This is a genomic window from Halomonas sp. A11-A, from assembly GCF_003182195.1.
GTDB classification, from domain to species: domain Bacteria; phylum Pseudomonadota; class Gammaproteobacteria; order Pseudomonadales; family Halomonadaceae; genus Halomonas; species Halomonas alkalicola.
On record NZ_QGTM01000026.1, the window covers coordinates 1 to 23172 of the forward strand.

The following is a 23172-nucleotide window of genomic DNA, read 5'->3' on the forward strand; positions in this document are numbered from 1 at the left end:
TCATGGAGGCCGTGGTAGAGAAGGCTAACATGGCGCGGGCTTACCAACGGGTGGTCGCCAACAAGGGGGCGCCGGGTGCCGATGGCATGACGGTGGAGCAGTTGGCCGACCACCTGAAGCAACACTGGCCGACGCTGCGCGAGCGGCCGCTGGCCGGTGAGTACCACCCCAGCCCAGTCCGAGCCGTCGAGGTTCCCAAGCCCAAGGGAGGAACCCGGCAGCTCGGCATCCCCACGGTCACCGACCGGCTGATCCAGCAGGCGCTGCTGCAGGTGCTGACGCCGATCTTCGATCCAGGCTTCTCCGCATCGAGTTACGGCTATCGGCCGGGGCGCAGTGCCCAGCAGGCCGTCTCGGCGATGAAGGAGCATGTCACCGCCGGCCACCGCTGGGTGGTCGACCTCGACCTGGAAGCCTTCTTCGACCGGGTGAATCACGACCTGCTGATGGCACGGGTCGCGCGCCGCATCCGCGACAAGCGGGTGTTGCGCCTGATCCGCCGCTATCTGGAAGCCGGCATGTTTCAGGATGGCCTGACCGCGCCACGCCGGCAGGGAACGCCCCAGGGCGGGCCACTCAGTCCGCTGCTGGCCAATATCCTGCTGGACGACGTGGACAAGGAACTGGAACGCCGGGGTCACCGCTTCTGCCGTTACGCCGACGACATGCAGGTGTATGTCAGGAGTCGGCGAGCGGGCGAGCGCGTCATGGCCAGTCTGAGTGATTTTCTCGAGAACTCGCTCAGGCTCACCGTCAATCGCGCCAAGAGTGCGGTGGAGCGACCCTGGCACCGGGGGTATCTGGGCTACACGTTGACCCGGCACAGGCTGCCGAAGCTGACGCCGGCCAAGGCCAGCCTGCAACGTCTGATGCAGCGTGTCCGTGAGATCCTCCGACGTGGAAGAGGGCGCCACATACGGCGCGTTATCGAAGAATTGACCCCGGTCCTGCGGGGCTGGGCCAGCTACTTCGCTCTCGTCGACGTGAAGCGTCCGCTGGAAGCGCTGGATCAATGGATGCGCCGCCGACTGCGCTGCGTGATCTGGCGGCAGTGGAAGCGCCCATGGACTCGGCGCCGCAAGTTGAGGGCGCTGGGTCTGGACGAGCAGCGTGCCTGGAAGTCAGCGGGGAATGGGCGAGGCCCCTGGTGGAATGCCGGCGCCTCGCACATGAATCAGGCCCTACCGCGGAAGTGGTTCGAGCGCCAGGGCCTGATCTCGGTACTCAATACGGCAAGAGGGCTTAGCCGTTCTTCATGAACCGCCGTATACGGAACCGTACGTACGGTGGTGTGGGAGGGCGCCGGGGGCGACCCCGGCCCCTACCCGATCTGGAGCGGTGGGGGTAGCCCGCTCCAGCAGGGGGCTGAGGAAGCGCCCGGTGTGGGAGGCTGCTATCTTTGCTACCTGCTCCGGGGTGCCCTCGGCGATGATGCGCCCACCGCCGGAGCCACCCTCGGGGCCGAGATCAACCAGCCAGTCGGCGGTCTTGATCACATCCAGGTTGTGCTCGATCACCACGATGGTATTGCCGTGGTCGCGTAGGCGGTGCAGCACAGTGAGTAGCTGGCGGATATCCTCGAAGTGCAGCCCGGTGGTGGGTTCGTCGAGGATGTAGAGCGTCTTGCCGGTATCGCGCTTGGCCAGCTCCCGGGCCAGCTTGACCCGCTGAGCCTCGCCGCCGGAGAGGGTGGTGGCGCTCTGCCCCAGGCGGATATAGGAGAGGCCGACATCGAGCAGGGTTTGCAGGCGGCGGGCGATGGCTGGCACCGGCGAGAAGAATGAAAGCGCCTCCTCCACGGTCATCTCCAGTACCTCATCGATGCTTTTGCCCTTGTAGGTGATCTCCAGGGTCTCGCGGTTGTAGCGCTTGCCCTTGCAGACGTCGCAGGGTACGTAGATGTCGGGCAGAAAGTGCATCTCCACCTTGATCATCCCCTCGCCCTGACACGCCTCGCAGCGCCCGCCCTTGACATTGAAGGAGAAGCGCCCCGGCTTGTAGCCCCGCGAGCGCGCCTCCTGGGTGCCGGCGAAGAGCTCGCGAATCGGCGTGAAGATGCCGGTGTAGGTGGCTGGGTTGGAGCGCGGCGTGCGCCCGATGGGGCTCTGGTCGATGTCGATCACCTTGTCGAGCTGATCGAGCCCCTCGATGCGCTGGTAGGGAGCTGGGGTTAGGCGGGTGGCGTGGTTGAGCTCGCGGGCGGCGATCGGCATCAGTGTTGAATTGATCAGCGTCGACTTGCCGGAGCCGGAGACACCGGTGACGCAGATAAAGAGCCCCAGCGGCAGCTCCAGGGTCACCTCCTGGAGATTGTTGCCGCAGGCCCCTACCAGGCGCAGCACCCTCTCCGGGTTGTAGGGAGTCCGCCGCGGCGGCACCTCGATGCGCCGGGTGCCGGCTAGGTACTGGCCGGTGAGGGAGTCGGGGTTGGCCATCACCGCCTCGGGGGTTCCCTGGGCGACGATGCGCCCGCCGTGGACGCCAGCGCCGGGGCCGATGTCGAGCACATGGTCGGCGGCGCGGATGGCCTCCTCGTCGTGCTCCACCACGATCACGGTATTGCCCAGGTCGCGCAGATGCTCGAGGGTCTTGAGCAGGCGGCTGTTGTCGCGCTGGTGCAGGCCGATGGAGGGCTCGTCGAGGATGTACATCACACCCACGAGGCCAGCGCCGATCTGGCTGGCCAGGCGGATGCGCTGGGCCTCGCCCCCGGAGAGGGTGTCGGCGCTGCGCGCCAAGGTCAGGTAGTCGAGCCCCACGTTGACCAAAAACTCCAGGCGGGCGTGGATCTCGTTGATGATCTTTGCTGCGATCTCGCCACGCCGGCCGGGTAGCGTCAGGCTTCTGAAGTAGGCCCAGGCCTCGCCGATGGGTAGTTGGACCATCTCCGGGAGGCTGCGCCCGTCGATGAAGACGTGGCGCGACTCCCGGCGCAGCCGCGAGCCCTCGCAGGCGGGGCAGGGCTGCACTGTGATGTAGCGGGCCAGCTCCTCGCGCACCATGTTGGATTCCGTCTCGCGGTAGCGGCGCTCAAGGTTGGGCAGGATACCCTCGAAGGGGTGCTGGCGGCTCACCGTGCGGCCACGGTCGTTGACGTAGTGGAAGGTGATCTCCTCGTTGCCGCTGCCATACAGGATCACCTCGCGCTGGTGGCGGGCGAGCTCCTGCCAGGGGGTCTCCAGGGTGAAGCGGTAGTGCTCCGCCACCGCCTTGAGATGATTGAAGTAGAAGACGCTGCGGCGGTCCCACCCCTTGATCACCCCCTCCGCCAGGGAGAGCTGCGGGTGGCTGATCAGCTTGTCGGGGTCGAACACCTGCTGCACCCCCAGGCCGTCGCAGGTCGGGCAAGCGCCCGCGGGGTTGTTGAAGGAGAACATGCGCGGCTCGAGCTCGGCGATGGAGTAGCCGCACACCGGGCAGGCGAAGCGTGCCGAGAAGGTGATGTCCTCCTGCTCGCCGTCCATGAAGTGCACCATGGCGACGCCGTCGGCGAGGCCCAGCGCGGTCTCGAAGGACTCGGCGAGGCGCTGCTGGAGTCCCTCGCGCACCTTGATGCGGTCCACCACCACACTGATGTCGTGCTTCTTGTTCTTATCCAACGGCGCGATGTCGTCGAGTTCCAGCACCTGGCCGTCGACCATGGCGCGCACGAAGCCCTGGGCGCGCAGCTCGGCGAGCAGCTGCAGGTGCTCCCCCTTGCGCCCCTTGACCACCGGGGCCAGCAGCATCAGCTTGCTGCCCTCGGGCAGCGCCAGCACCTGGTCCACCATCTGGGAGACGGTCTGGGCCTCCAGGTCCTCGCCATGCTCCGGGCAGCGTGGGGTGCCGGCGCGGGCGAACAGCAGGCGCAGGTAGTCGTAGATCTCGGTGATGGTGCCCACGGTGGAACGCGGGTTGTGGGAGGTGGACTTCTGCTCGATGGAGATCGCCGGGGAGAGTCCCTCGATATGGTCGACGTCGGGCTTCTCCATCATCGACAGGAACTGGCGCGCATAGGTGGAGAGCGACTCCACGTAGCGGCGCTGCCCCTCGGCGTAGAGGGTGTCGAAGGCCAGCGACGACTTGCCCGAGCCGGAGAGCCCGGTGACCACGATCAGCTTGTCGCGGGGCAGCTCGACATCGATATCCTTCAGGTTGTGGGTGCGGGCACCCCTGACCAGAATCCTGTCCATTCCCACCTCGGGCGCACGGCAAAAGGTCGATTATACGGGCCCCGCCGTGCCGGCGGCAAAGCGGCACCGGGCCGCGGCTTTCCCTGGGTGGTGGCGAGCCGCTAGAATAGGCGATTCACTCAAGGGCGCTTCGCGCCCGAGCATGGAACGTCATCCTCCCTATGCGAAAGGTTTCCGGGCTGCTGCTTGCCAGCGAGCGGCGCGCCATCATCGGCCTGGCCGGCCTCTACGCCACCCGCATGCTGGGCCTGTTCATGGTGCTGCCGGTGCTGGCGCTGTACGCCGACGACCTGGCCGGCGCCACGCCGCTGCTGGTGGGGCTGGCGCTGGGCGTCTACGGCCTGACCCAGGCGGCGCTGCAGATCCCCTTCGGCCTGCTCTCCGACCGCCTCGGCCGCAAGCCGGTGATCGCCCTCGGCCTCGTGCTGTTCATGGTCGGCAGCGTGGTGGCGGCCCAGGCCGACACCATCGGTGGGGTGATCTTCGGCCGCTGCCTGCAGGGCAGCGGGGCGGTGGCCGCCGCCATCATGGCGCTGCTCGCCGACCAGACCCGCGAGCAGGTGCGCACCGCGGCCATGGCCACCATCGGGCTCTCCATTGGCGTGGCGTTTGCCGTGGCCATGGTGCTGGGCCCCTGGCTGGCTGCCGCCTTCGGGCTCTCCGCGGTGTTCTGGTTCACCACGGTGCTGGCCACCCTGGGCTTGGTGGTACTGTGGAAGCTGGTGCCCCCGGCGCCGCGACGCCTGCGCCACCGCGACGTGGGGATCGACCGCGCCCAGTTGGGGCGCATCCTGGGGCGCCCCGAGCTGCTACGTCTGGATCTCTCGATCTTCGCCCTGCACCTGATCCTGATGGCGATCTTCGTCGCCGTGCCCTTCCGGCTGGTGGAGGCGGGCATCGCGGTGGAGCATCATGGCCTCACCTACCTGGGCGTGATGCTGCTGGCCTTCCTCGGCATGGTGCCGTTGGTGATCCTGGCTGAGAAGCGTCGCCAGATGAAGGCGATGTGTCTGACCGCCATCGCTGCCATAGCCCTGAGCCTCGGCGGGCTGGCCGGCCTGGGCGGCAGCCTGTGGGGTCTGCTGGCCTGGCTGTGGCTTTTCTTCGTGGCCTTCAACCTGCTCGAGGCGACCCTGCCATCGATGCTCAGCAAGCTGGCGCCGGCCGGGGCCAAGGGCACCGCCATGGGGATCTACTCCACCAGCCAGTTCCTCGGCGCCTTCCTGGGGGGCGTGCTGGGCGGCTTCCTGGCCCAGCAGTGGGGGCTCTCCGCTGTCTTCGTCGGCGCCGGGCTGCTGGTGCTGGTGTGGCTGGCGCTGATGGCGGGAATGACCCCGCCGCCCCACCTGGCCAGCGAGGTGGTGGCGCTGGATGACGAGCACCAGGGCGCGGCCCTCGAGGCCCTGGCGGTCCGCTTCGCCGAGGTGGCCGGCGTGGAGGACGTGCTGGTAGTGCCCGAGGAGCGGCTGGCCTATCTCAAGGTGGATCGCCGGCGCCTCGACGAGGAGGCCCTGGCGAAGGTGATCGATACTGGCAAGGAGCGCGCCTGAAGCGCGACTCGCAAGCGGGCGCGCGATGCGCCATCCTGCAGGCCTGCCTGCAGACACATGCATTCATGACAGCAAGGAGTCCAACATGGCCCGTGGCGTCAACAAGGTCATTCTGATCGGCAACCTGGGACAGGATCCCGAGGTTCGCTTCATGCCCTCCGGGGCCCCGGTGGCCAACCTGCGGCTGGCCACCACCGATACCTGGATGGACAAGCAGAGCGGCCAGCGCCAGGAGCGCACCGAGTGGCACAGCCTGGTACTGTTCAACAAGCTGGCCGAGATCGCCCAGCAGTACCTCAAGAAGGGCAGTAAGGTCTACGTCGAGGGTCGCCTGCAGACCCGCAAGTGGCAGGGCCAGGACGGCCAGGATCGCTACAGCACCGAGATCGTGGTCAACGACATGCAGATGCTCGACTCTCGTGGTGGCGGTGATTTCCAGGGCGGTGGCCAGGCCCCGCAGGGCGGCTATCAGGGTGGCCAGTACGGTGGTGGTGCGCCCCAGCAGGGCGGCGGCTTCGGCGGCCAGCCCCAGCAGGGCGGCTACGGCGGCGCGCCTCAGCCGGCCGGCAACTTCGGCGGCGGCCAGCCTCAGGGTGGCGGTGCTCCCCAGCGTCCGGCCCAGCCCCAGCAGCGCCCCGCGCCGCCCCAGCAGGGCAACCAGCAGGGCAACTACGGGGCGCCGGATCCGGGAAGCTTCGACGACTTCGATGACGAGATTCCCTTCTAGGGCGGAGCGACCCGTCGGGCGCAGGGAGGAGCACGAGTGAAGCTGCTGATACTGGATGCCGGCCACTGCCTGAGCCTGGCCCTGGCCCGTGAGGCCAACCGGCGCACCGATACCGAGCTGGTCATCGACACCGGCAGCGTGATCGATGCCGAGCGGCTCGCCGAGGTGGCGCCGGATGCGCTGGTCATCCCCCCACTGTCGCGTCCCATCCGCGCCGCGCCGGCGGAGGTCACCGCCCACGCCGAGGCGGTGGAGCGCTGCATGGAGGTGTGCCGGGAGGCCGGGGTGGCGCTGGTGTGGTGCGTCTCCGACCAGCTCTACGAGGATGGCTTCGCCGAGCCCATCGACGAGCACGTCATCCCGCGACCCCGGGACGAGAGCCTGCGCCGCCTGGTGGCCACCGGCGATCGCATCCGCGCCGAGTGTCCGCGCCACCTGATCGTGCGGCTGGGGCCCCTGTTCGCCCTCGAGGGCGGCCATGCCTGGCTCAACGAGCTGATCGATACCCTGATCACCGGCGGCGAGGTGCGTGGCGAGGCCGACGTCACCTGCTGCCCCACCTCGGCGGATGCCGTGGCCATGGCGCTGATCGGCATGCTGCAGCAGCAGCACTGCGGCGCCGATGCCTGGGGCAGCTACCACCTGGCCGGCACCGAGCCGGTCAGCGTCTACACCTTCGTCTCGGTGGTGCGCACCCAGCTCGCCACCCGTCTCGAGGGGCTCGGCGAGCAGGTCGCCCTGGGCGAGGTGAAGGCCATGCACCACCACCATGACCATCCGCTGCGCCGGGTGCTCAACTGCCGGCGGGTGCTGGAGGTATTCGGCGTTCACCAGAAACCCTGGCGGCTGGAGGTGGGGCGGATGCTCGATGCCTGGTGCGAGGCCAACCGTCGCGACCCCGAGCCACCGGAGGAGCCGTCGTCCCCATGAATGTCCTGCGCAGCCTGCTCTTCTACGTCGGCTACTTCCTGATCATGCTGGTGTGCGGGGTGCTCTTCCTGCCCTTGGCACCGCTGCTGCCGCTCGGCAGCCGCTACCGCCTGCTCAACGTCTACAATCACCTGATCACCGTCTGGTTTCGCTGGGCGTGCGGGGTGCGCTACGAGATCCGTGGGCGCGAGCACCTGCCCGCGGGGCCCTGCGTGATCCTGGCCAACCACCAGTGCGAGTGGGAGACCCTCTACCTGCAGATCCTCAAGCCGCCGGTGTGCACTGTGCTCAAGCAGGAGCTGCTGCGCATCCCGCTGTTCGGCTGGGGGCTGCGCCTGCTGCACCCCATCGCCCTGGATCGCTCCCGTCCCGCCCGGGCCATGAAGCAGGTGCTCACCCAGGGCAAGCAGCGCCTGGAGGAGGGGCTCTCGGTGCTGATCTTCCCGGAGGGGACCCGGGTGCCCCCGGGGCACCGCAAGCGCTACAACAAGAGCGGGGCGGTGATCGCCTGCCGCGCCGGGGTGCCGGTGGTGCCGGTGGCCCACAACGCCGGCGAGCGCTGGCCGGGGCGCCACTGGGTCAAGAACCCGGGGCGGCTGTCGCTGGTGGTGGGGCCGCCCATCGAGACCGATGGCCGCACGCCGGAGGAGGTGCTGGCCGAGGCGGAGGCGTGGATCGAGGCGCAGCTGGCCGAGATCTCCGAGGTGCCGCGCCCGGCCGCCACGGGGGCCGAGGCGGCTCCGCTTGAGGCATCCGCCAGGCGCTGACCCTGCCCTGTGCGGCCCGACCGCCCGGCAGGCCCCGCTGCCGCCACCCGCCGGCCATAACGAGAACGGCGCCCCGCGGGGCGCCGTTCTCGTTATGGCCAGTCATGCTTTTGCGCTCGCTCCTTGAGCTCGGTCCCTGAGCTCAGCCCCTGAACTTCTCCAGCACCAGGCAGGCGTTAGTGCCGCCGAAGCCGAAGCTGTTGGAGAGCACCCGCTCGATCTTCACGCCGTCGCGGCGCTGGGTCACGATGTCGAAGCCGTTGGCCTGCTCGTCGAGGGTCTCGATGTTGGCCGAGGCGGCGATGAAGTCGTTCTCCATCATCAGCAGCGAGTAGACTGCCTCCTGCACGCCGGTGGCGCCCAGGGAGTGGCCGGTCAGCGATTTGGTGGAGCTCATGGCCGGCGTGGTGTCGCCGAACACCTCGCGGATCGCCTTGAGCTCGGCCACATCGCCCACCGGGGTGGAGGTGCCGTGGGTGTTGATGTAGTCGATCTTGCCGTCCACCGTGGCCATGGCCTGGCGCATGCAGCGCACAGCGCCGTCGCCGGAGGGGGCGACCATGTCGTGGCCGTCGGAGGTGGCGCCGTAGCCGACCACTTCCGCGTAGATCTTCGCGCCGCGGGCGCGGGCGTGCTCCAGCTCCTCGAGCACCAGCATGCCGCCGCCGCCGGCGATGACGAAGCCGTCGCGGGCCTGGTCATAGGGGCGGGAGGCCTTGTCGGGGGTGTCGTTGTAGTGGGTGGAGAGCGCGCCCATGGCGTCGAACAGGCAGGAGAGGGTCCAGTGCTCCTCCTCGCCGCCGCCGGCGAAGATGATGTCCTGCTTGCCCATCTGGATCTGCTCCATGGCGTTGCCGATGCAGTGGGCAGAGGTGGCGCAGGCCGAGGAGATCGAGTAGTTGATGCCCTTGATCTTGAACGGCGTGGCCAGGCAGGCGGAGACGGTGCTGCCCATGGTGCGGGTGACCCGATAGGGCCCCACCCGGCGCAGGCCCTTCTCGCGCATGACGTCGGCGGCCTCCACCTGGTTGGCGCTGGAGGCGCCGCCGGAGCCGGCGATCAGGCCGGTACGCTCGCTGGAGACCATCTCCGGGGCCAGGCCAGAGTCCTCGATGGCCTGGGCCATGGAGACGTAGGCGTAGGCCGCGGCATCGCCCATGAAGCGGCGCAGCTTGCGGTCGATCAGCGCGTCCAGGTCGATGTCGACCACGCCTGCCACCTGGCTACGGAAGCCGCGCTCGGCGTACTCCTCCTTGAAACGAATGCCGGAGCGCCCTTCCCTGAGCGCCTCGAGAACAGCCTGACGGTCGTTGCCCAGGCAGGACACGATGCCCAGGCCAGTGACTACCACTCGTCGCATGGGAGCCTCCTGATTCAGAAGTTCGCGGTGGAGGTGAACAGGCCGACGCGCAGGTCATTGGCCTGGTAGATGTCGCGGCCGTCGACCGACACGGTGCCATCGGCGATGCCGAGGATCAGGCGCCGGGTGATGATGCGCTTGATATCGATCTTGTAGGTGACCTTCCTGGCATCGGGCAGGATCTGGCCGGTGAACTTCACCTCGCCACAGCCCAGTGCCCGGCCACGTCCCGGATGGCCGAGCCAGCCGAGGTAGAAGCCCACCAGCTGCCACATGGCGTCCAGGCCCAGGCAGCCGGGCATCACCGGATCACCCGGGAAGTGGCAGTCGAAGAACCACAGGTCGGGGTGGATATCCAGCTCGGCGATCAGCTCGCCCTTGCCGTTGTCACCGCCGTCCTCGTAGATGCGCGTGATGCGATCGAGCATCAGCATGTTGGGAGCAGGCAGCTGGGCGTTGCCGGGGCCGAACAGCTCGCCGCGGGAGCAGGCCAGCAGTTCTTCGCGATCAAAGGAGTGTTGCTTGGTCACTGGGTCATTCCGAAGGTCGAAGTTATTGTGCACGGCAGGCGACAGGACGCCGCCAGGCGACTGGCGTTAAGTCTACTGTCCGCGCAGGGGGAATGCACGCCGAGGGACCATCTCCGACGCCAGCGTGGAATGGCCGGGTGCCCCGAAGGGGTACAGTAAACGTCCGTTCTGCCGATTAGGCTGATGAGCGCTTCTCCATTCACGCACGAGCTGAGCCAACCCATGTGGCCACCCTTCTCCCTCAACCGCCCGCTGCTGTGGGTGGGCCTGGTCGGCCTCACGGCCACCCTCTGGCTGCCCGACCTGCTCCTGCGCGGCGTGGCCCTGACGCTGGTAGCGGTCGGCCTGGCGGACGCCTGGCGGCAGGTGCGCCGCGAGCACCTGCACGCCCGGTTGGGCCAGGAGGCGCTGGCGCTGACCGAGGATGGCGTCATCATCACCGACGCCGCCAACCGCATCCTCGCCGTCAACCCCGCCTTTACCCGCATCACCGGCTTCAGCCTCGAGGAGGTGCGCGGTCGCAACGCCACCTCGCTGGCGGCTCCGCGCCACGACACCGCTTTCTTCGAGCGCTACTGGCAGACCCTGCAGGCCACCGGGCGCTGGGAGGGGGAGCTGTGGAACCGGCGCAAGCACGGTGACGAGTACCCCGAGTGGCTGCGCGTGCGGGCCATCAGCGACGCCAGCGGGCGGCTCAGCCACTATGTCTGCCTGTTCACCGACATTTCGATGCACAAGGCGCGCGAGCGCGACCTGCGCCGGATCGGCTTCGAGGACCCCCTCACCGGCCTGCCGAATCGGCGGCGCCTCCATGACCTGATGGCCTCGCGGTTGCGCCACCTGCGCGCCGGGGAGAGCCTCGACATCGCGCTGGTCGACATCGACGGCTTCAAGGCGATCAACGACGCCCTCGGCGTGGAGCAGGGCGACCGGCTGCTGGCGCGCTTCGGCCAGCGCCTGGCCCACCACGTGGCCGGCGGCGTGGTGGGGCGCCTGGGCGGCGACGAGTTCATGGTGATCCGCACCACCACCTTCGACGACCACGACAAGTGGGTCGCCGGCCTCCGCGCTCACCTCGCCGAGCCCTTCGAGCTGCAGGGGCACTCGCTGCGCCTGGGGCTCACCATCGGCAGCTGCCGCGCCCCCGAGGATGGCCGCGAGTCCGATACCCTCTTCCAGCGTCTGGAGTCAGCGCTCTACGCCGCCAAGCGCCATGGGCGCAATCACAGCCAGCGCTTCCGCCCTGCCCTGGACGTGCAGGAGAGCCCGCAGCTGGGGCTGGTCAATGACCTGCGCCACGCCCTGGCCACCGGCGCCCAGCTGGAGCTGCACTACCAGGGGCAGCACCGCCTGGACGACGGCAGCCTGGTGGGCTGGGAGGCCCTGCTGCGCTGGCGCCACCCCCGGGACGGGCTGATTTCGCCGGCCGACTTCATCCCCCTGGCCGAGCGCCACGGCCTGATGGCCTCGCTGGGCAACTGGGTGATCGACGAGGCGCTGGCCTGCCAGGCGCGCTGGCGCCGGCTGGGGATGCCCGAGCTGCCGGTGTGGATTAACGTCTCCGCGCTGCAGATGTTCCAGGGCGAGCTGGAGTCGGCGCTCAGCGCGGGGCTGGCCCGCCACGGGGTACCGGCACGGCTGCTGGGGCTGGAGATCACCGAGTCGGTGCTGCTCGACGAGCGCGCCGGCGACATCGCCCCGCGCCTGGAGGCGCTGCGCGCGCTGGGGCACCCCATCGCCATCGACGACTTCGGCACCGGCTACTCCTCGCTGAGCTACCTCAAGCGGCTGCCGCTGGACAAGCTCAAGCTCGACCGCGCCTTCATTCACGCCCTGCCCGGCGACCGCGCCGATGCCGCCATCGTCACCGCGGTGCTGGCCATGGCCAGAGGGCTGGACCTGGAGGTGATCGCAGAGGGGGTCGAGACCGAGGCGCAGCGTGACTTCCTGCGGGCCGCGGGCTGCGACGTGGTTCAGGGCTTCCTCTATGCGCGGCCGGAGCCGGCCGCCGCCCTCGAGGCGCGCCGTCAGCCGCCGGGGTCAGGTGCGTTAGCGCTCGCCGTGGCCGATGCCGGAGGTGGCGCCGGTGAGCTAGATGCGTTGGGTGCCGGATAGGGACATGCAACCTCCATGATCGGGGTCCTGCTGCCGGGGTGGCCGCCGGGGGGGGCTGTCAGCTGTCGAGTTGTCGCTTCACCAGCCGGATGACGCCGCCGTGCAGCGGCAGGCGCTCGTAGAGCATGGCGCCGGCATCGAAGTAGTCCTGGTGCCGGGTCACCCGGCCTTCAGCGTCTTGAAGGCGTCGAGGGCTCGGGCCCGTGCCGCCTTGTGGTCGACGATGGGGGCGGGGTAGTCGACGCCACCGAGCAGGTCCCGGGGCGGCGCGTGACGGGCCTTCGCCGGCAGCCCGGCCAGCGTCGGCAGCCACTCGGCCAGGAAGGTGCCCTCGGGGTCGAACCGCTGGGACTGGGTGGTGGGGTTGAAGATACGGAAGTAGGGGGCGGCGTCGGTGCCGGTGGAGGCGGCCCACTGCCAGCCGCCGTTGTTGGCGCAGAACTCGCCGTCCACCAGGTGGCGCAGGAAGAAGGCCTCGCCGCGGCGCCAGTCGATCAGCAGGTGCTTCGAGAGGAACATGGCGGTGATCATGCGCAGGCGGTTGTGCATCCAGCCGGTGGCGACGAGCTGGCGCATGGCGGCATCGACGATGGGGTAGCCGGTGCGCCCCTCGCACCAGGCGGCGAAGCCCTCGTCGTCGTCGCGCCAGGCCAGCGCCTCGGTATGGGTCTGGAAGGGGCGGTGGCGACACACCTGGGGGAAGCCCACCGCCACATGGCGGTAGAACTCGCGCCACACCAGCTCGTTGACCCAGGCCACCAGGCCGGCATCGCCCTCGGCGAGGCGGCCGTCGTTCTCGGCCAGCACCGCCTGCAGGCACTGGCGGTGGGAGATCATGCCCAGCGTCAGGTAGGGGGAGAGCTCGCTGGTGCCGCGGATCGCCGGGAAGTCGCGCTGCCTGGCGTAGTGGCGGCCGCGGAAGCGCAGGAAGCGCTCCAGGCGGTCGGCGGCGGGGCCTTCGCCGGCGGGCCACTGGCGACCGTCGATGGGCGCATCCTTGAGCGCGGGCAGCGGGTCGTTGGCGATGCCGGTCTCGGCCTGGGGGGCGGGAGTGTCGGCCAGCGCCAGGCGCTCCGCCGTCAGCTGGCGATGCCAGCTTCTCGCGAAGGGGGTGAAGACGCCGTAGTAGTCGCCCTTGCCGGTGAGCAGCTCTCCCGGGGCGAAGGCCACGCTGTCGTGGTGGCCATGGGCCTCGAGCCGGGCGTCACGGAAGGCGGCGAGCACGGCGTTATCGCGGCGCTGCTCGTCCAGCGGGTACTCGTGGTTGAAGTGCAGGGCGCTGGCGCCGGTCTCCCGGGCGATGGCTAGCAGCGCCGCCGGGGACTCGCTGAAGTCCTCGATATCGCGGTGCAGCAGCGGGATGTTGAGCCCCGCGAGGGCCTCCTGGAGCGCGGCCACGCCTCGGGTGCGGAAGTCGAGCGGGGTGGCGCCGTGGCCGTGGCGCCGCCAGTGGGGCAAGGCGCGCAGGAAGACGGCGACCACCGGGCCGCGGGCGGCGGCCGCGGCCAGGGCGCGGTTGTCCTGCACGCGCAGGTCGCTGCGAAACCACATCAGGGAGTGAGTCATGGTGCGCTCACTTCGCCATGGGCAGCAGGGCCGGGGGCAGCAGCTCGCCGAGCCGCACCATTGCCAGGCCCAGGTCGTCGCCCAGCACCGCGACGCCGCTCTCCGTCAGGTCGGCCTCGCGGATGCGGGCCACCGGGCCGCACAGCGTCAGCGGGACCTCGAGCTGCTCGGCCAGGCGCGGCAGCTGGCGCCGGACCAGGTCGCTGCGTCCGGCATGGCTGCCGGTCATCAGCACGCCGGCGGCGCCCAGCGCCTCCACCGCCAGGGGCACCTCGCCGAAGGGTAGCGGCGTGTCCAGCAGCGTCACCCGATAGCCGCGGTCGCTGGCCGCCAGGGCGGCCAGCAGCTGCCACAGGGTGCCGGGATCGTCGGGCAGCGGCACCATCAGCAGCACCGGCCCCGGCGCCTGGCTGTTGGCGTGGTAGAGGCGGGTGCCGATGCGGGTGCGCAGGAAGGCCTCCAGGCTGAGGCGCTGCAGGGTATCGCCGAGCCGCTCGCCCCAGCGCTCCTCGAGCGCCTGCACCACGGGCGCCCACAGCTCGGCGAGGCACACCGCCACCGGATAGAGCGAGAGCGACTGGGCGTAGAGGGTCTCCAGGCGCGCCAGGTCCAGGGCCTCCACCGCGGTGACCAGCTGCGCGCGCTGGCCCGGCCAGTCGCTGGCGTCGGCCGGCGGGGCCACGCTGGCCTCGGGTCGGTCGAGCAGCTCGCCCACCTGGCTGACCGGCACGCCGCGGTTGAGCCACTGCAGGATCTGCTCCACCCGCTCGATGTCTTCCCGGGCGTAGAGGCGGTGCCCCTTGGGGGTCCGCTGGGGCTTGATCAGCCCGTAGCGTCGCTCCCAGGCGCGCAGCGTCACCGAGTTCACGCCGGTGATGCGGGATACCTCACGGATCGGGTAGAGGGGCGTATCGCTGGCATGCTGTGAGTGGTCGTTCATGGCGTGCAGGACCTCCCGATCCTGGAGGCGAGGGGTGTCTGGGCGGATGTCATGGCGAACTCCTGTCACGGTCGGTTCAGGCGGCGTTGGCCACCAGGGCCTCGCCGAGATGGTGGCCGGAGAGCCAGGCGTCCTCGACCCGCGGGCCGCGCCAGCCGTCCAGCAGCGTCAGCCTCTCGGCCAGGTGGCGGCTGGACATCCACCCGCCGGCCCCGCGCGCCTTGTCGAACAGGGTCACCGGCAGGCCGGCGGCATCCAGCGCCCGGGTGCAGGCCAGGCCGGCGATGCCGGCCCCGATGATGGCGGTAGCAGGAGGGGGCAGAGCGCATGGTGGCATCACGCTTGGTGGTTTTCAGCTAGACTAGCAGAAGTGTACAACAGCTGTATAACCTAAGGCAGATACCCGTCATCCATTGGGCGTCACTACAGGTAACAGGAGAGCGCGATGCGAGTGCTGATCACCGGCGGCAGCGGGTTCGTGGGGCAGCGGCTGTGCCAGCGCCTGGTCGAGGCGGGACATCGGCTGCTGGTGGTGTCTCGGGACCCGGCGGCGGTGAAGGGGCGACTGCCCCCGGGGGCGGACATTCGCCGCTCGGTGCTGGATTTCGTGGACACCCCGCCGGAGGCCATCGTCAACCTGGCCGGCGAGTCCATCGCCGCCCGGCGCTGGAGCGACGATCAGAAGCAGCGGCTGATCGACTCGCGGGTCAACATCACCCGCGACCTGGTGATCCTCTGCGAGCAGCTCAAGGCCAGCAGCGGCGGAGCGCCTCGGGTGATGGTGTCGGGCTCGGCCATGGGCTACTACGGCGACCAGAAGGAGCGTGAGGTCAGCGAGGAGACGCCACCCCACGACGAGTTTGCCCACCGGCTCTGCAAGCGCTGGGAAGACACCGCCCGCGAGGCGGCCGATTTCGGCACCCGGGTGGTGCTGCTGCGCATCGGCCTGGTGCTCGACAGCGGTGGCGGCAGCCTGCAGAAGATGCTGCCCCCCTTCAAGTTCGGGCTGGGAGGGCGCTTCGGCACGGGCAGGCAGTTCATACCCTGGATCCACCGCGAGGACCTGGTGCGGGCGATCCTCTTCCTGCTCGACAACGACGAGCTCGAGGGCCCCTTCAACGGCAGCGCCCCCCATCCGGTGACCAACGCCGAGTTCACCCGCACCCTGGCGAAGCAGCTCAGGCGCCCGGCCATCTTCCCGGTGCCGGCCATCGTGCTGGAGACCGCCTTCGGCGAGATGTCGCGGCTGCTGCTCACCGGCGCCGACATGCGCCCGAAGCGCCTCCAGGAGGCGGGCTTCCAATTCCGCTTCGAGACCCTGGACGCCGCCCTGGCGGATATCCTGGGCTGACGCCGAAAGCCCAGGATCAAGTAGCCAAGGGGCGCCGGGGAGAGGCTGAAGAGGAGACCTATGCGTCTTCCCCCACCGTGACGATGACACGCACCGAGTCCAGGCGCAGGCGGGTGCCCTCGATGGCCTCGTCCAGCGCCTGGCGTTCGGCGCGCAGCGCGCTGAGCTCGTCCTCGCGCACCGCCGGATTGTGGCGGGCCAGGGCCGTCAGGCGCGCCAGCTCTCCGTCCAGCGCATCGCGCATGCGCCCCTGGGCCGCCTCGGTGATGGAGGGCAGTTCGCGTTCCGCCTCGGCCTCGCCGCGCTCGAGCAGCTCGCGCAGCACCTCCAGGCGGCTGCGGATCAGGTCCCGCGCCATCGCCTTCTTGACCTTCTGCAGGTTCTTCGAGAGCCCGGTGAAGGAGATCTTGTCGGTCAGGTTGGCACCCGACTCGTCGAGCAGCACCCGCACCGCGGTGGGCGGCAGGAAGCGGTTGAGGTGCAGCTTCCTGGGGGCCGGGCAGTGGGTGCGGAACACCAGCTCGGCCATGATCCGCCCGGGGGGCAGCGCCGGGTGCCGGAGCAGCGCCAGGGCGGTGTTGCCCATGGTGCCGTCCAGGATCCGCCCCATCATCTCGCGCAGCAGCGGGTGCTCCCAGGAGAGCCGCTGGACATCGTCCCGGGAGAGCGCGCGCAGCCGCGAGAAGGTGGCCGAGAAGCCCTCCTCGCCCTTGGCCAGGCCGGGCAGGCCGTCAAGCATCTGGGGGCTCGGCAGCAGGTGCTGGATACCGCCGCCCAGCTCCTGGCTGTCGACGCCGAAGATGTCCAGGGCCAGCTCCAGGTAGCGGGGCAGGGCGCGGTCCTCGTCCAGCTCCCGGATCGCCGCCGCCACCGCCTCGGCGCGGCCGGGGCGACAGGCGTTGAGCTCCAGCAGGCGGTTGCGCCCGGCGTCGCGCTCGGCCAGGCGGCTCTCGAACAGCGCTCGGGTCTCCTCGATCACCTCCGCCATGCCCTCGTCTTCGAGCAGCGCCTCGGCCAGGGCGTCGCCGAAGGCATCGAAGATCTCGCTGCCGATGCCGTGGGGGGCGCTGAAGGCGTCCATGCCGTCGCGGTACCAGCGCAGCAGCTTCTCGCCTGGGCTGGCCTCGAACACCGGCACGTGGATCTCGATGGCGTGACGCTGGCCGATGCGGTCCAGGCGGCCGATGCGCTGCTCCAGCTGGTCCGGGTGCAGCGGCAGGTCGAACATCACCAAGTGGCGGCAGAACTGGAAGTTGCGCCCCTCGGAGCCGATCTCCGAGCAGACCAGCACCTGGCAGCCCTCCTCCTCGTCGGCGAAGGCCGCCGCGGCGCGGTCGCGCTCCACCAGGGAGAGCCCCTCGTGGAACACCGGCGCGTGGTAGCCGCCCAGCACGCGCAGCGCCTCGGCCAGGCCCTGGGCGGTCTCGCGGTCGTGGGCGATCACCAGCACCTTGTCGCCGGCGAGCCCCCCCTCGCCGTCGTCGGCCAGCCGCTCCAGCAGCCAGTTGACCCGCGGGTCGATCTGCCACCAGGGCTCCTCGTTGAGGGGGTCGTCGGCAAGTGCCCGGTACATGGCGTCCAGGTAGATCAGCACCTCGGGGTGGTCGAGGCCGGTCTCGATCAGCAGCTCGTCCAGGTAGTCCTCGTCGCGCGCAAGCTTGCGCAGCACCCGGCGGTAGGCGGAGGGCGGGGTGAGCTCGGTGACGTGCAAGCGCCGCTCCGGGAAGCCGCCCACGTGGCGGCGGCTGTTGCGGAACATTACCCGGCCGGTGCCGTGGCGATCGAGCAGCTGGTCGCGCAGCTGGTCCCGGGCGGCGACGTGCTGGGCCTCGCTGGCCTCGGGGTTGGCCAGGGTGGCGAGCAGCGCCAGGCTGTCGGCCTCCTCGATCACCGCGGCGACCCGGTCCCGATCCGCGTCATCGCCCGGCAGGCGCTCCAGGGCATCGATCGCCTCGGCCACCTCCACGTAGTGGGCCTCCTCCTCGCGGAAGCGCTCGAGGCTGTGGTAGCGGTCCGGGTCGAGCAGGCGCAGGCGGGCGAAGTGGCTCGCCACCCCCATCTGCTCGGGGGTGGCGGTGAGCAGCAGCACCCCCTCGCTCTCGCCGGCCAGGCGCGCCACGCAGGCGTAGCCGGGGCCCATCTGCTCCTCGCTCCAGTCCAGGTGGTGGGCCTCGTCGACGATCAGCAGGTCCCAGGCGCAGGCCAGCGCCTGGCTCTGGCGGTGGGGGTTGGCGAACAGCCAGTCCTGGCTGGCCAGGATGATCTGGCCGGCCTCGAAGGGGTTGGCATCGCCGTGGGCCTGGCTCTGCTGTTCGTCGAGCAGGGTCACCTCGAGGGCGAAGCGGCGCAGCAGCTCCACCAGCCACTGGTGGCAGAGGCTTGCCGGCACCAGGATCAGCGCCCGCTCGGCGCGCCCGGTGAGCAGCAGGCGGTGCAGGATCAGCCCCGCCTCGATGGTCTTGCCGAGCCCCACCTCGTCGGCCAGCAGCACCCGGGGGGCATGGCGCCGGGAGACCTCGTCGGCGATGTAGAGCTGGTGCGGGATCAGGTCGATGCGCGGCCCGGCCAGGCCCAGCGCCGGGTTCTGCTCGATGCGGTGGTGGTGGTGCAGGGTGCGGAAGCGCAGCTCGAACCAGTCGTTGCGGTCCACCTGGCCGGTGAGCAGGCGGTCGCGGGCCTGGTCGAACTGCATGGTGTCGGCGAGCCGTGCCTCGGGCAGCTCGGTGAGCTCGCCCCGCTCGTCCTCGCCGATGTAGACGATCAGGCCGCCGAGCTCCTTGGTGTCGTCCACGGTCAGGGTCCAGCCCTCGGCGGCGCGGATGCGGTCGCCGCTGCCGAACACCACCCGGGTCAGCGGAGCCTGGCGGCTGCTGTAGGTGCGGGTTTCCTGGCTGGCGCCGAACAGCACGGTGACGCTGCGCGCATCGCAGCTCAGGATGGTGCCCAGGCCGAGTTCGGCCTCGCCGTCGCTGATCCAGCGCTGGCCGGGGGAGAAGTCGCTCATGATGCCTCGGAGGATGCTGAAGAGTGGGTGCGCTCATGGCCGCCGGGACGGGGCGGGCCGAACAGGGCGCGGTATCTTACAGCAAAGGGCGGCGCGGCTTAAGCGTGGTGATTCGTCTCGGGCCGTTGCTCGAGGCTATTCCGGCGACAGGCCCTCGAGGGGGCGCTGTGAATACATCCCTGTACGCTACCGATGCCATCCCTGGCATAGGACCCCCTCTCCGGCCTGCCCCCGGCGCCTCTCGCTGCAGGCAACTGCAACAGAGTCTGTCGCGTCGGGCCATACCGATGGGGCGTGGCTCAGTGGCGGTCCAGCCAGGCGCCGAGCTGGGCCCGAGATAGCTCGCCCACGTGGCGCTCCACGGCGCGCCCGGAGGCGTCGAACAGCAGCGTGGTCGGCAGCCCCGGCGCCTCCAGCAGCACCATCAGCTCCTGGCGCGGATCGAGCAGCGGGTAGCGGAACTCGAGCCCCTGGTCGTCCAGGTAGCGGATCACCTGCAGCAGCTCCTCGCCCTGGTTGGCCACCACCACGGTGACGCCGTCGCGGGCGTCGGCCTCGGCCAGCAGTGGCATCTCGCGCAGGCAGGGCGGGCACCAGGTGGCCCACAGGTTGAGCACCACCGTCTCGCCCTGCAGGTCGCGCAGATTGACGGTCTCGCCGTCGAGGGTCTCCAGGGCGATATCGGGCAGCTCGTCGATGGTCAGGCCGCTGCCCAGGGGGGCCAGCGTCACCATCACCAGCCACAGGCTCGCCGCCCCCACGGTCAGCGCCATGGCGCCGATCAGCCGCAGCAGGTGATGGCGCAGGGCCCAGCCGGTCCACAGCAGCGCAGCCACCAGCCCCCACAGGCCGTGGAAGCCCGGCTGCCACAGCTTGAGGATATCCAGGGGGGCCGCGGCATAGGCCTCCAGGTGCAGCAGCACATGGCCGGTGCGCGCCCCCACCAGCCAGGCCAGCACCAGGCCGTTGAACCAGCGGGCGTGCTCGCCCCGCGGTAGTCCCAGCAGCCAGGCGCTCAGCGCCAGCAGCAGCAGGGCGGCGCCCAGCGCGTAGAGGCGCGGCACCGAGAGCAGCACGGGGCCGAGGGCGATGGCATCCATGGGGCGGGCTCCTGTGTGGTGGAGGAATGGGGGCGATGGGGTCGGCGGCTGCGGCGCGAGCGGGTACACTGGGGCACTCGAGCGCCGCCGCGGCGCCTCTGGCCCTGCCAAGCCTACTGCCGGGCGGCAGGGCTGTCATCCGTCCGCCACCCTCGTCACGGGAGCCTGCATGGCCAAGCCTGCCTTCGACACCCTGCGCGCCCTGGCCATCGCCAGCCAGGCGCTGGGCTTCATCCTGATCATCACCCTGGAGACGATGATGGGCGATGCCGCCCGCTACTGGCAGGGCTGGACCCTGGCGGCCATGGTCGCCACCGCGCTCGGCATCGCCCTGGTGCGGCTCTATCGCCGCAACAAGGCGCGCAAGGCGCTGGCGCGACGGCTCGCCGACGACGATGGCGATGCCTGAGCCGTGGCGGCCCGCCGCCGCGCGTGCACACCACGGCGCTGCCGCCCTGGGAGGTCGCCGAAACCCCCTGGGCCGCTGACCCGCCTGCTGCGGCCGGAGCGCTGGCTGTAGCGCGCCGCCCGTCGAGACGCGAGCAAGGAGAGGCGCGATGAATGACCCCCAGACCCGCGATGCCGATCCTCGGCTTCGGCTGGGCGGCTTGATCCAGGACATTGCCGAAACCGGCATAGGGGCTAGATACATCTCTCCTAATCGGCCACAAATGTCCCATCAGGCAGTTTGTGGCCGATATTCGGTTTGCGTCTTGGGGGCCCCGTAAGCGATATGGATCAGCTTACGCATTGCTGCCCCCAAGGCCGCCATCTTGCTCTTGCTCTTTCCTGTAAGACGTTGATATAACGCCGCGACATCGGGATTTCGCCTCAACCCAACGACGGCTGCCATGTACAAGACCCTACTGGTTCCCGCCGACTCACCGCCCAGCGAAAGGATGAAGATGCCTGGGGGGGGAACAAGTCAGGCACACGAAAAAGGCCTTGCGGATAACCGCAAGGCCTTGAATTCGTTGGTCGGAGCGACAGGATTCGAACCTACGACCTCTGCCTCCCGAAGGCAGCGCTCTACCAAGCTGAGCTACGCTCCGACGCGTTGGGCTGGTGCCTCAACGGAGTGGCATTATACGCGGCGCAGGTTGCTTTGCAAGCCCCCGCGGTGGCCCGGTTCACGCCTTGCGCTCCACCGCCAGGCGGGCCAGGTCGGCCATGCTGTCGCGGTAGGGCGAGGGGGGCAGGAGGTCGAGCTGCGCCAGGGCCAGGTCGGCCATCTCCTCGGCCCGGGTGCGAGTGTAGTCGAGGGCGCCGGTGGCGTTGATGATGGCCAGCACCTCGTCGAGGTGGTCCAGCCCGCCCTGGCGGATCGCCCGGCGGATCACCGCGGCCTGCTCCGGGGTGCCGGCGGCCATGGCCTGGATCAGCGGCAGGGTCGGCTTGCCCTCGGCCAGGTCGTCGCCGACGTTCTTGCCCATCGCCTCGGCGTCGCCCTGGTAGTCGAGCAGGTCGTCGATCAGCTGAAAGGCCAGGCCCAGGTAGCGGCCGTAGCACTGCAGGGCGGCCTCCTGCTCCGGGGTCGCCTCGGCGAGGATCGCGCCGCTGTGGCTGGCCGCCTCGAAGAGCATGGCGGTCTTGCCCTGGATGGTCTCGAAGTAGGCCGCCTCGTCGATGTCCGGGTTGCCCACGTTGGTGAGCTGCTGCACCTCGCCCTCGGCGATCACGCAGGTGGCGGAGGAGAGCACCTCCATGATTCGCATGGAACCGACGTTCACCATCATCTGGAAGGAGCGCGAGTAGAGGAAGTCCCCGACCAGTACGGAGGGGGCGTTGCCCCAGGCGTCGTTGGCGGTGGCCTTGCCGCGGCGCATGTGGGACTCGTCCACCACATCGTCATGCAGCAGGGTGGAGGTGTGCATGAACTCGATCAGGGTGGCCAGGGTGACGTGGTGCTCGCCCCGGTAGCCCAGCGCCCGGGCCGCCAGCAGCACCAGCAGCGGGCGCAGCCGCTTGCCGCCGCTGGCGATGATGTACTGGCCGATGGTCTCCACCAGCGGAATCCGCGAGTTGAGCTGGTCCATGATGGTGCGGTTGACCGCGGCGAAATCCTCGGCCACGACGGCGTGGATCGGCGATGGAGCGGCGGTGGGGGAGGAGACATTGGCAGTCATGGAGGCGGCTTCGACGGAATTGATGGGGGCCGGGGCGGGGCGGCCCCCTCTGGCCTTGGGTTGCCGGCCATGCTATGGGGCCCCCTCATGGGCGTCAAGGCGAGCCGCCGCGGGGCGGGCGGGCCGGCGCCAGCGGCAGGCGCGGTGCGGGTTGTGTCGCCATCGGCACGCGGTTATAATGCGCGGCCCACTCATCCCGCTCCCTGTCAGATGGTGCCAGAAGAGGCGCCACTCGCCGCAGGTCGATCAAGAGCCAACCCTGATGAGTCCTGGAGAGAAAAGCATGTACGCAGTTATCAAGAGCGGCGGCAAGCAGTACCGCGTTCAGGAAGGCCAGACCCTCAAGCTGGAGAAGATCGAAGTCCCGACCGGCGAGTCCGTCGACTTCGACGAGGTGCTGCTGGTTGCCGATGGCGACGACGTCAAGATTGGCGCCCCGCTGGTCGAAGGTGCCAAGGTCTCTGCCGAGATCGTCTCCCACGGCCGTGGCGACAAGGTCACCATCATCAAGTTCCGTCGCCGCAAGCACCACATGAAGCGTCAGGGCCACCGTCAGTGGTTCACTGAAGTCAAGATCACCGGGATCTCCGCGTAAGCGGCCCATCCCCTGAACGGAGGATTTTTCCATGGCACATAAGAAGGCAGCCGGCTCCACGCGTAACGGCCGCGATTCAGAATCCAAGCGCCTTGGCGTCAAGCTGTTCGGTGGCCAGGCCGTCACCGCCGGCAACATCATCGTGCGTCAGCGCGGCACCAAGTTCCACGCCGGCGTCGGCGTTGGCCTCGGCCGCGACCACACCCTGTTCGCCCTGAACGACGGTGTGATCAAGTTCGAGACCAAGGGTCCGAAGAACCGCAAGTTCGTCAGCGTCGTCTCTGCCTGAGACGCCTGAGGCTTGCAGCAGGAAGGCCCCGCCCAGGCGGGGCCTTCTTG

The 23172-nt window shown here is 69.6% G+C and carries 19 protein-coding genes and 1 tRNA gene; 10 read left to right on the plus strand and 10 right to left on the minus strand.

Annotation, left to right across the window (positions count from 1 at the left end; translation table 11 throughout):
- Window positions 1-1259, plus strand: a 1259-nt coding sequence (ltrA, locus tag DER72_RS13550) for a group II intron reverse transcriptase/maturase (protein ID WP_110070517.1), incomplete at its 5' end; no start/stop codon positions are given.
- Here the strand turns inward: ltrA and uvrA are convergent.
- The gene (uvrA, locus tag DER72_RS13555) at window positions 1254-4172 is read right to left on the minus strand and encodes an excinuclease ABC subunit UvrA (protein ID WP_258306309.1); all 2919 of its coding nucleotides are present in this window, start codon (window positions 4170-4172) and stop codon (window positions 1254-1256) included. The two genes, ltrA and uvrA, sit on opposite strands and share 6 nt — an antisense overlap.
- 161 nt (window positions 4173-4333) lie before the next feature.
- Between uvrA and DER72_RS13560 the strand changes: the two genes are divergently transcribed.
- From DER72_RS13560 to DER72_RS13575, 4 genes are all read left to right on the plus strand, one after another.
- Entirely contained in the window at window positions 4334-5722 is a 1389-nt protein-coding gene (locus DER72_RS13560) for an MFS transporter (protein WP_110070518.1), read from the plus strand.
- A gap of 85 nt (window positions 5723-5807) precedes the next feature.
- Complete coding sequence (locus tag DER72_RS13565) at window positions 5808-6449, plus strand: single-stranded DNA-binding protein (protein WP_110070519.1); 642 nt, start codon at window positions 5808-5810, stop codon at window positions 6447-6449.
- Window positions 6450-6485: 36 nt separating this feature from the next.
- Complete coding sequence (locus tag DER72_RS13570; RefSeq protein WP_110070520.1) at window positions 6486-7379, plus strand: sugar nucleotide-binding protein; 894 nt, start codon at window positions 6486-6488, stop codon at window positions 7377-7379.
- Window positions 7376-8146 (plus strand): 1-acyl-sn-glycerol-3-phosphate acyltransferase, encoded by a 771-nt coding sequence (locus DER72_RS13575; protein WP_110070521.1) that lies wholly within the window; start codon window positions 7376-7378, stop codon window positions 8144-8146. Before DER72_RS13570 ends, DER72_RS13575 begins: the two co-directional genes overlap by 4 nt.
- Before the next feature lie 142 nt (window positions 8147-8288).
- Here DER72_RS13575 and fabB read toward each other — a convergent pair whose 3' ends face one another.
- Both fabB and fabA read right to left on the minus strand, forming a co-directional pair.
- Window positions 8289-9506 (minus strand): beta-ketoacyl-ACP synthase I, encoded by a 1218-nt coding sequence (gene fabB, locus DER72_RS13580; protein ID WP_110070522.1) that lies wholly within the window; start codon window positions 9504-9506, stop codon window positions 8289-8291.
- A 14-nt stretch (window positions 9507-9520) separates the two neighbouring features.
- Window positions 9521-10036 (minus strand): 3-hydroxyacyl-[acyl-carrier-protein] dehydratase FabA, encoded by a 516-nt coding sequence (gene fabA / locus DER72_RS13585; protein ID WP_110070523.1) that lies wholly within the window; start codon window positions 10034-10036, stop codon window positions 9521-9523.
- A 222-nt stretch (window positions 10037-10258) separates the two neighbouring features.
- On the opposite strand from fabA, the gene DER72_RS13590 reads away from it, so the two are divergent.
- Window positions 10259-12151, plus strand: a complete 1893-nt coding sequence (locus tag DER72_RS13590; protein WP_110070524.1) for a bifunctional diguanylate cyclase/phosphodiesterase — start codon at window positions 10259-10261, stop codon at window positions 12149-12151.
- 159 nt (window positions 12152-12310) lie between these two features.
- On the opposite strand, the gene phrB is transcribed toward DER72_RS13590, so the two are convergent.
- The 3 genes from phrB to DER72_RS16515 all read right to left on the minus strand — a co-directional run bounded on the left by phrB (window position 12311) and on the right by DER72_RS16515 (window position 14994).
- Entirely contained in the window at window positions 12311-13717 is a 1407-nt protein-coding gene (phrB, locus tag DER72_RS13600) for a deoxyribodipyrimidine photo-lyase (protein ID WP_110070525.1), read from the minus strand.
- Window positions 13718-13724: 7 nt separating this feature from the next.
- The gene (locus tag DER72_RS13605; protein ID WP_110070526.1) at window positions 13725-14657 is read right to left on the minus strand and encodes a MerR family transcriptional regulator; all 933 of its coding nucleotides are present in this window, start codon (window positions 14655-14657) and stop codon (window positions 13725-13727) included.
- 76 nt (window positions 14658-14733) lie between these two features.
- Window positions 14734-14994 (minus strand): FAD-dependent oxidoreductase, encoded by a 261-nt coding sequence (locus DER72_RS16515; RefSeq protein ID WP_258306310.1) that lies wholly within the window; start codon window positions 14992-14994, stop codon window positions 14734-14736.
- A 108-nt stretch (window positions 14995-15102) separates the two neighbouring features.
- Here DER72_RS16515 and DER72_RS13615 point away from each other — a divergent pair, with 108 nt between their 5' ends.
- On the plus strand, window positions 15103-16008 hold the full coding sequence (locus DER72_RS13615; RefSeq protein ID WP_110070527.1) for a TIGR01777 family oxidoreductase: 906 nt from the start codon (window positions 15103-15105) through the stop codon (window positions 16006-16008).
- A gap of 58 nt (window positions 16009-16066) precedes the next feature.
- Here DER72_RS13615 and rapA read toward each other — a convergent pair whose 3' ends face one another.
- Window positions 16067-19012, minus strand: a complete 2946-nt coding sequence (gene rapA / locus DER72_RS13620; protein WP_110070528.1) for an RNA polymerase-associated protein RapA — start codon at window positions 19010-19012, stop codon at window positions 16067-16069.
- A 299-nt stretch (window positions 19013-19311) separates the two neighbouring features.
- A complete protein-coding gene (locus tag DER72_RS13625; protein WP_110070529.1) occupies window positions 19312-20112 on the minus strand; it encodes a TlpA disulfide reductase family protein in 801 nt (266 codons plus the stop codon).
- A 169-nt stretch (window positions 20113-20281) separates the two neighbouring features.
- Here DER72_RS13625 and DER72_RS13630 point away from each other — a divergent pair, with 169 nt between their 5' ends.
- Window positions 20282-20521 (plus strand): hypothetical protein, encoded by a 240-nt coding sequence (locus DER72_RS13630; protein WP_110070530.1) that lies wholly within the window; start codon window positions 20282-20284, stop codon window positions 20519-20521.
- 566 nt (window positions 20522-21087) lie between these two features.
- Here DER72_RS13630 and DER72_RS13640 read toward each other — a convergent pair.
- Window positions 21088-21164: transfer RNA gene (locus DER72_RS13640), tRNA-Pro, on the minus strand.
- A 78-nt stretch (window positions 21165-21242) separates the two neighbouring features.
- Entirely contained in the window at window positions 21243-22238 is a 996-nt protein-coding gene (ispB, locus tag DER72_RS13645) for an octaprenyl diphosphate synthase (RefSeq protein ID WP_110070531.1), read from the minus strand.
- Window positions 22239-22521: 283 nt separating this feature from the next.
- Between ispB and rplU the strand changes: the two genes are divergently transcribed.
- Complete coding sequence (rplU, locus tag DER72_RS13650; protein WP_110070532.1) at window positions 22522-22833, plus strand: 50S ribosomal protein L21; 312 nt, start codon at window positions 22522-22524, stop codon at window positions 22831-22833.
- 31 nt (window positions 22834-22864) lie between these two features.
- On the plus strand, window positions 22865-23122 hold the full coding sequence (gene rpmA / locus DER72_RS13655; protein WP_110070533.1) for a 50S ribosomal protein L27: 258 nt from the start codon (window positions 22865-22867) through the stop codon (window positions 23120-23122).
- Window positions 23123-23172: the final 50 nt, after the last annotated feature.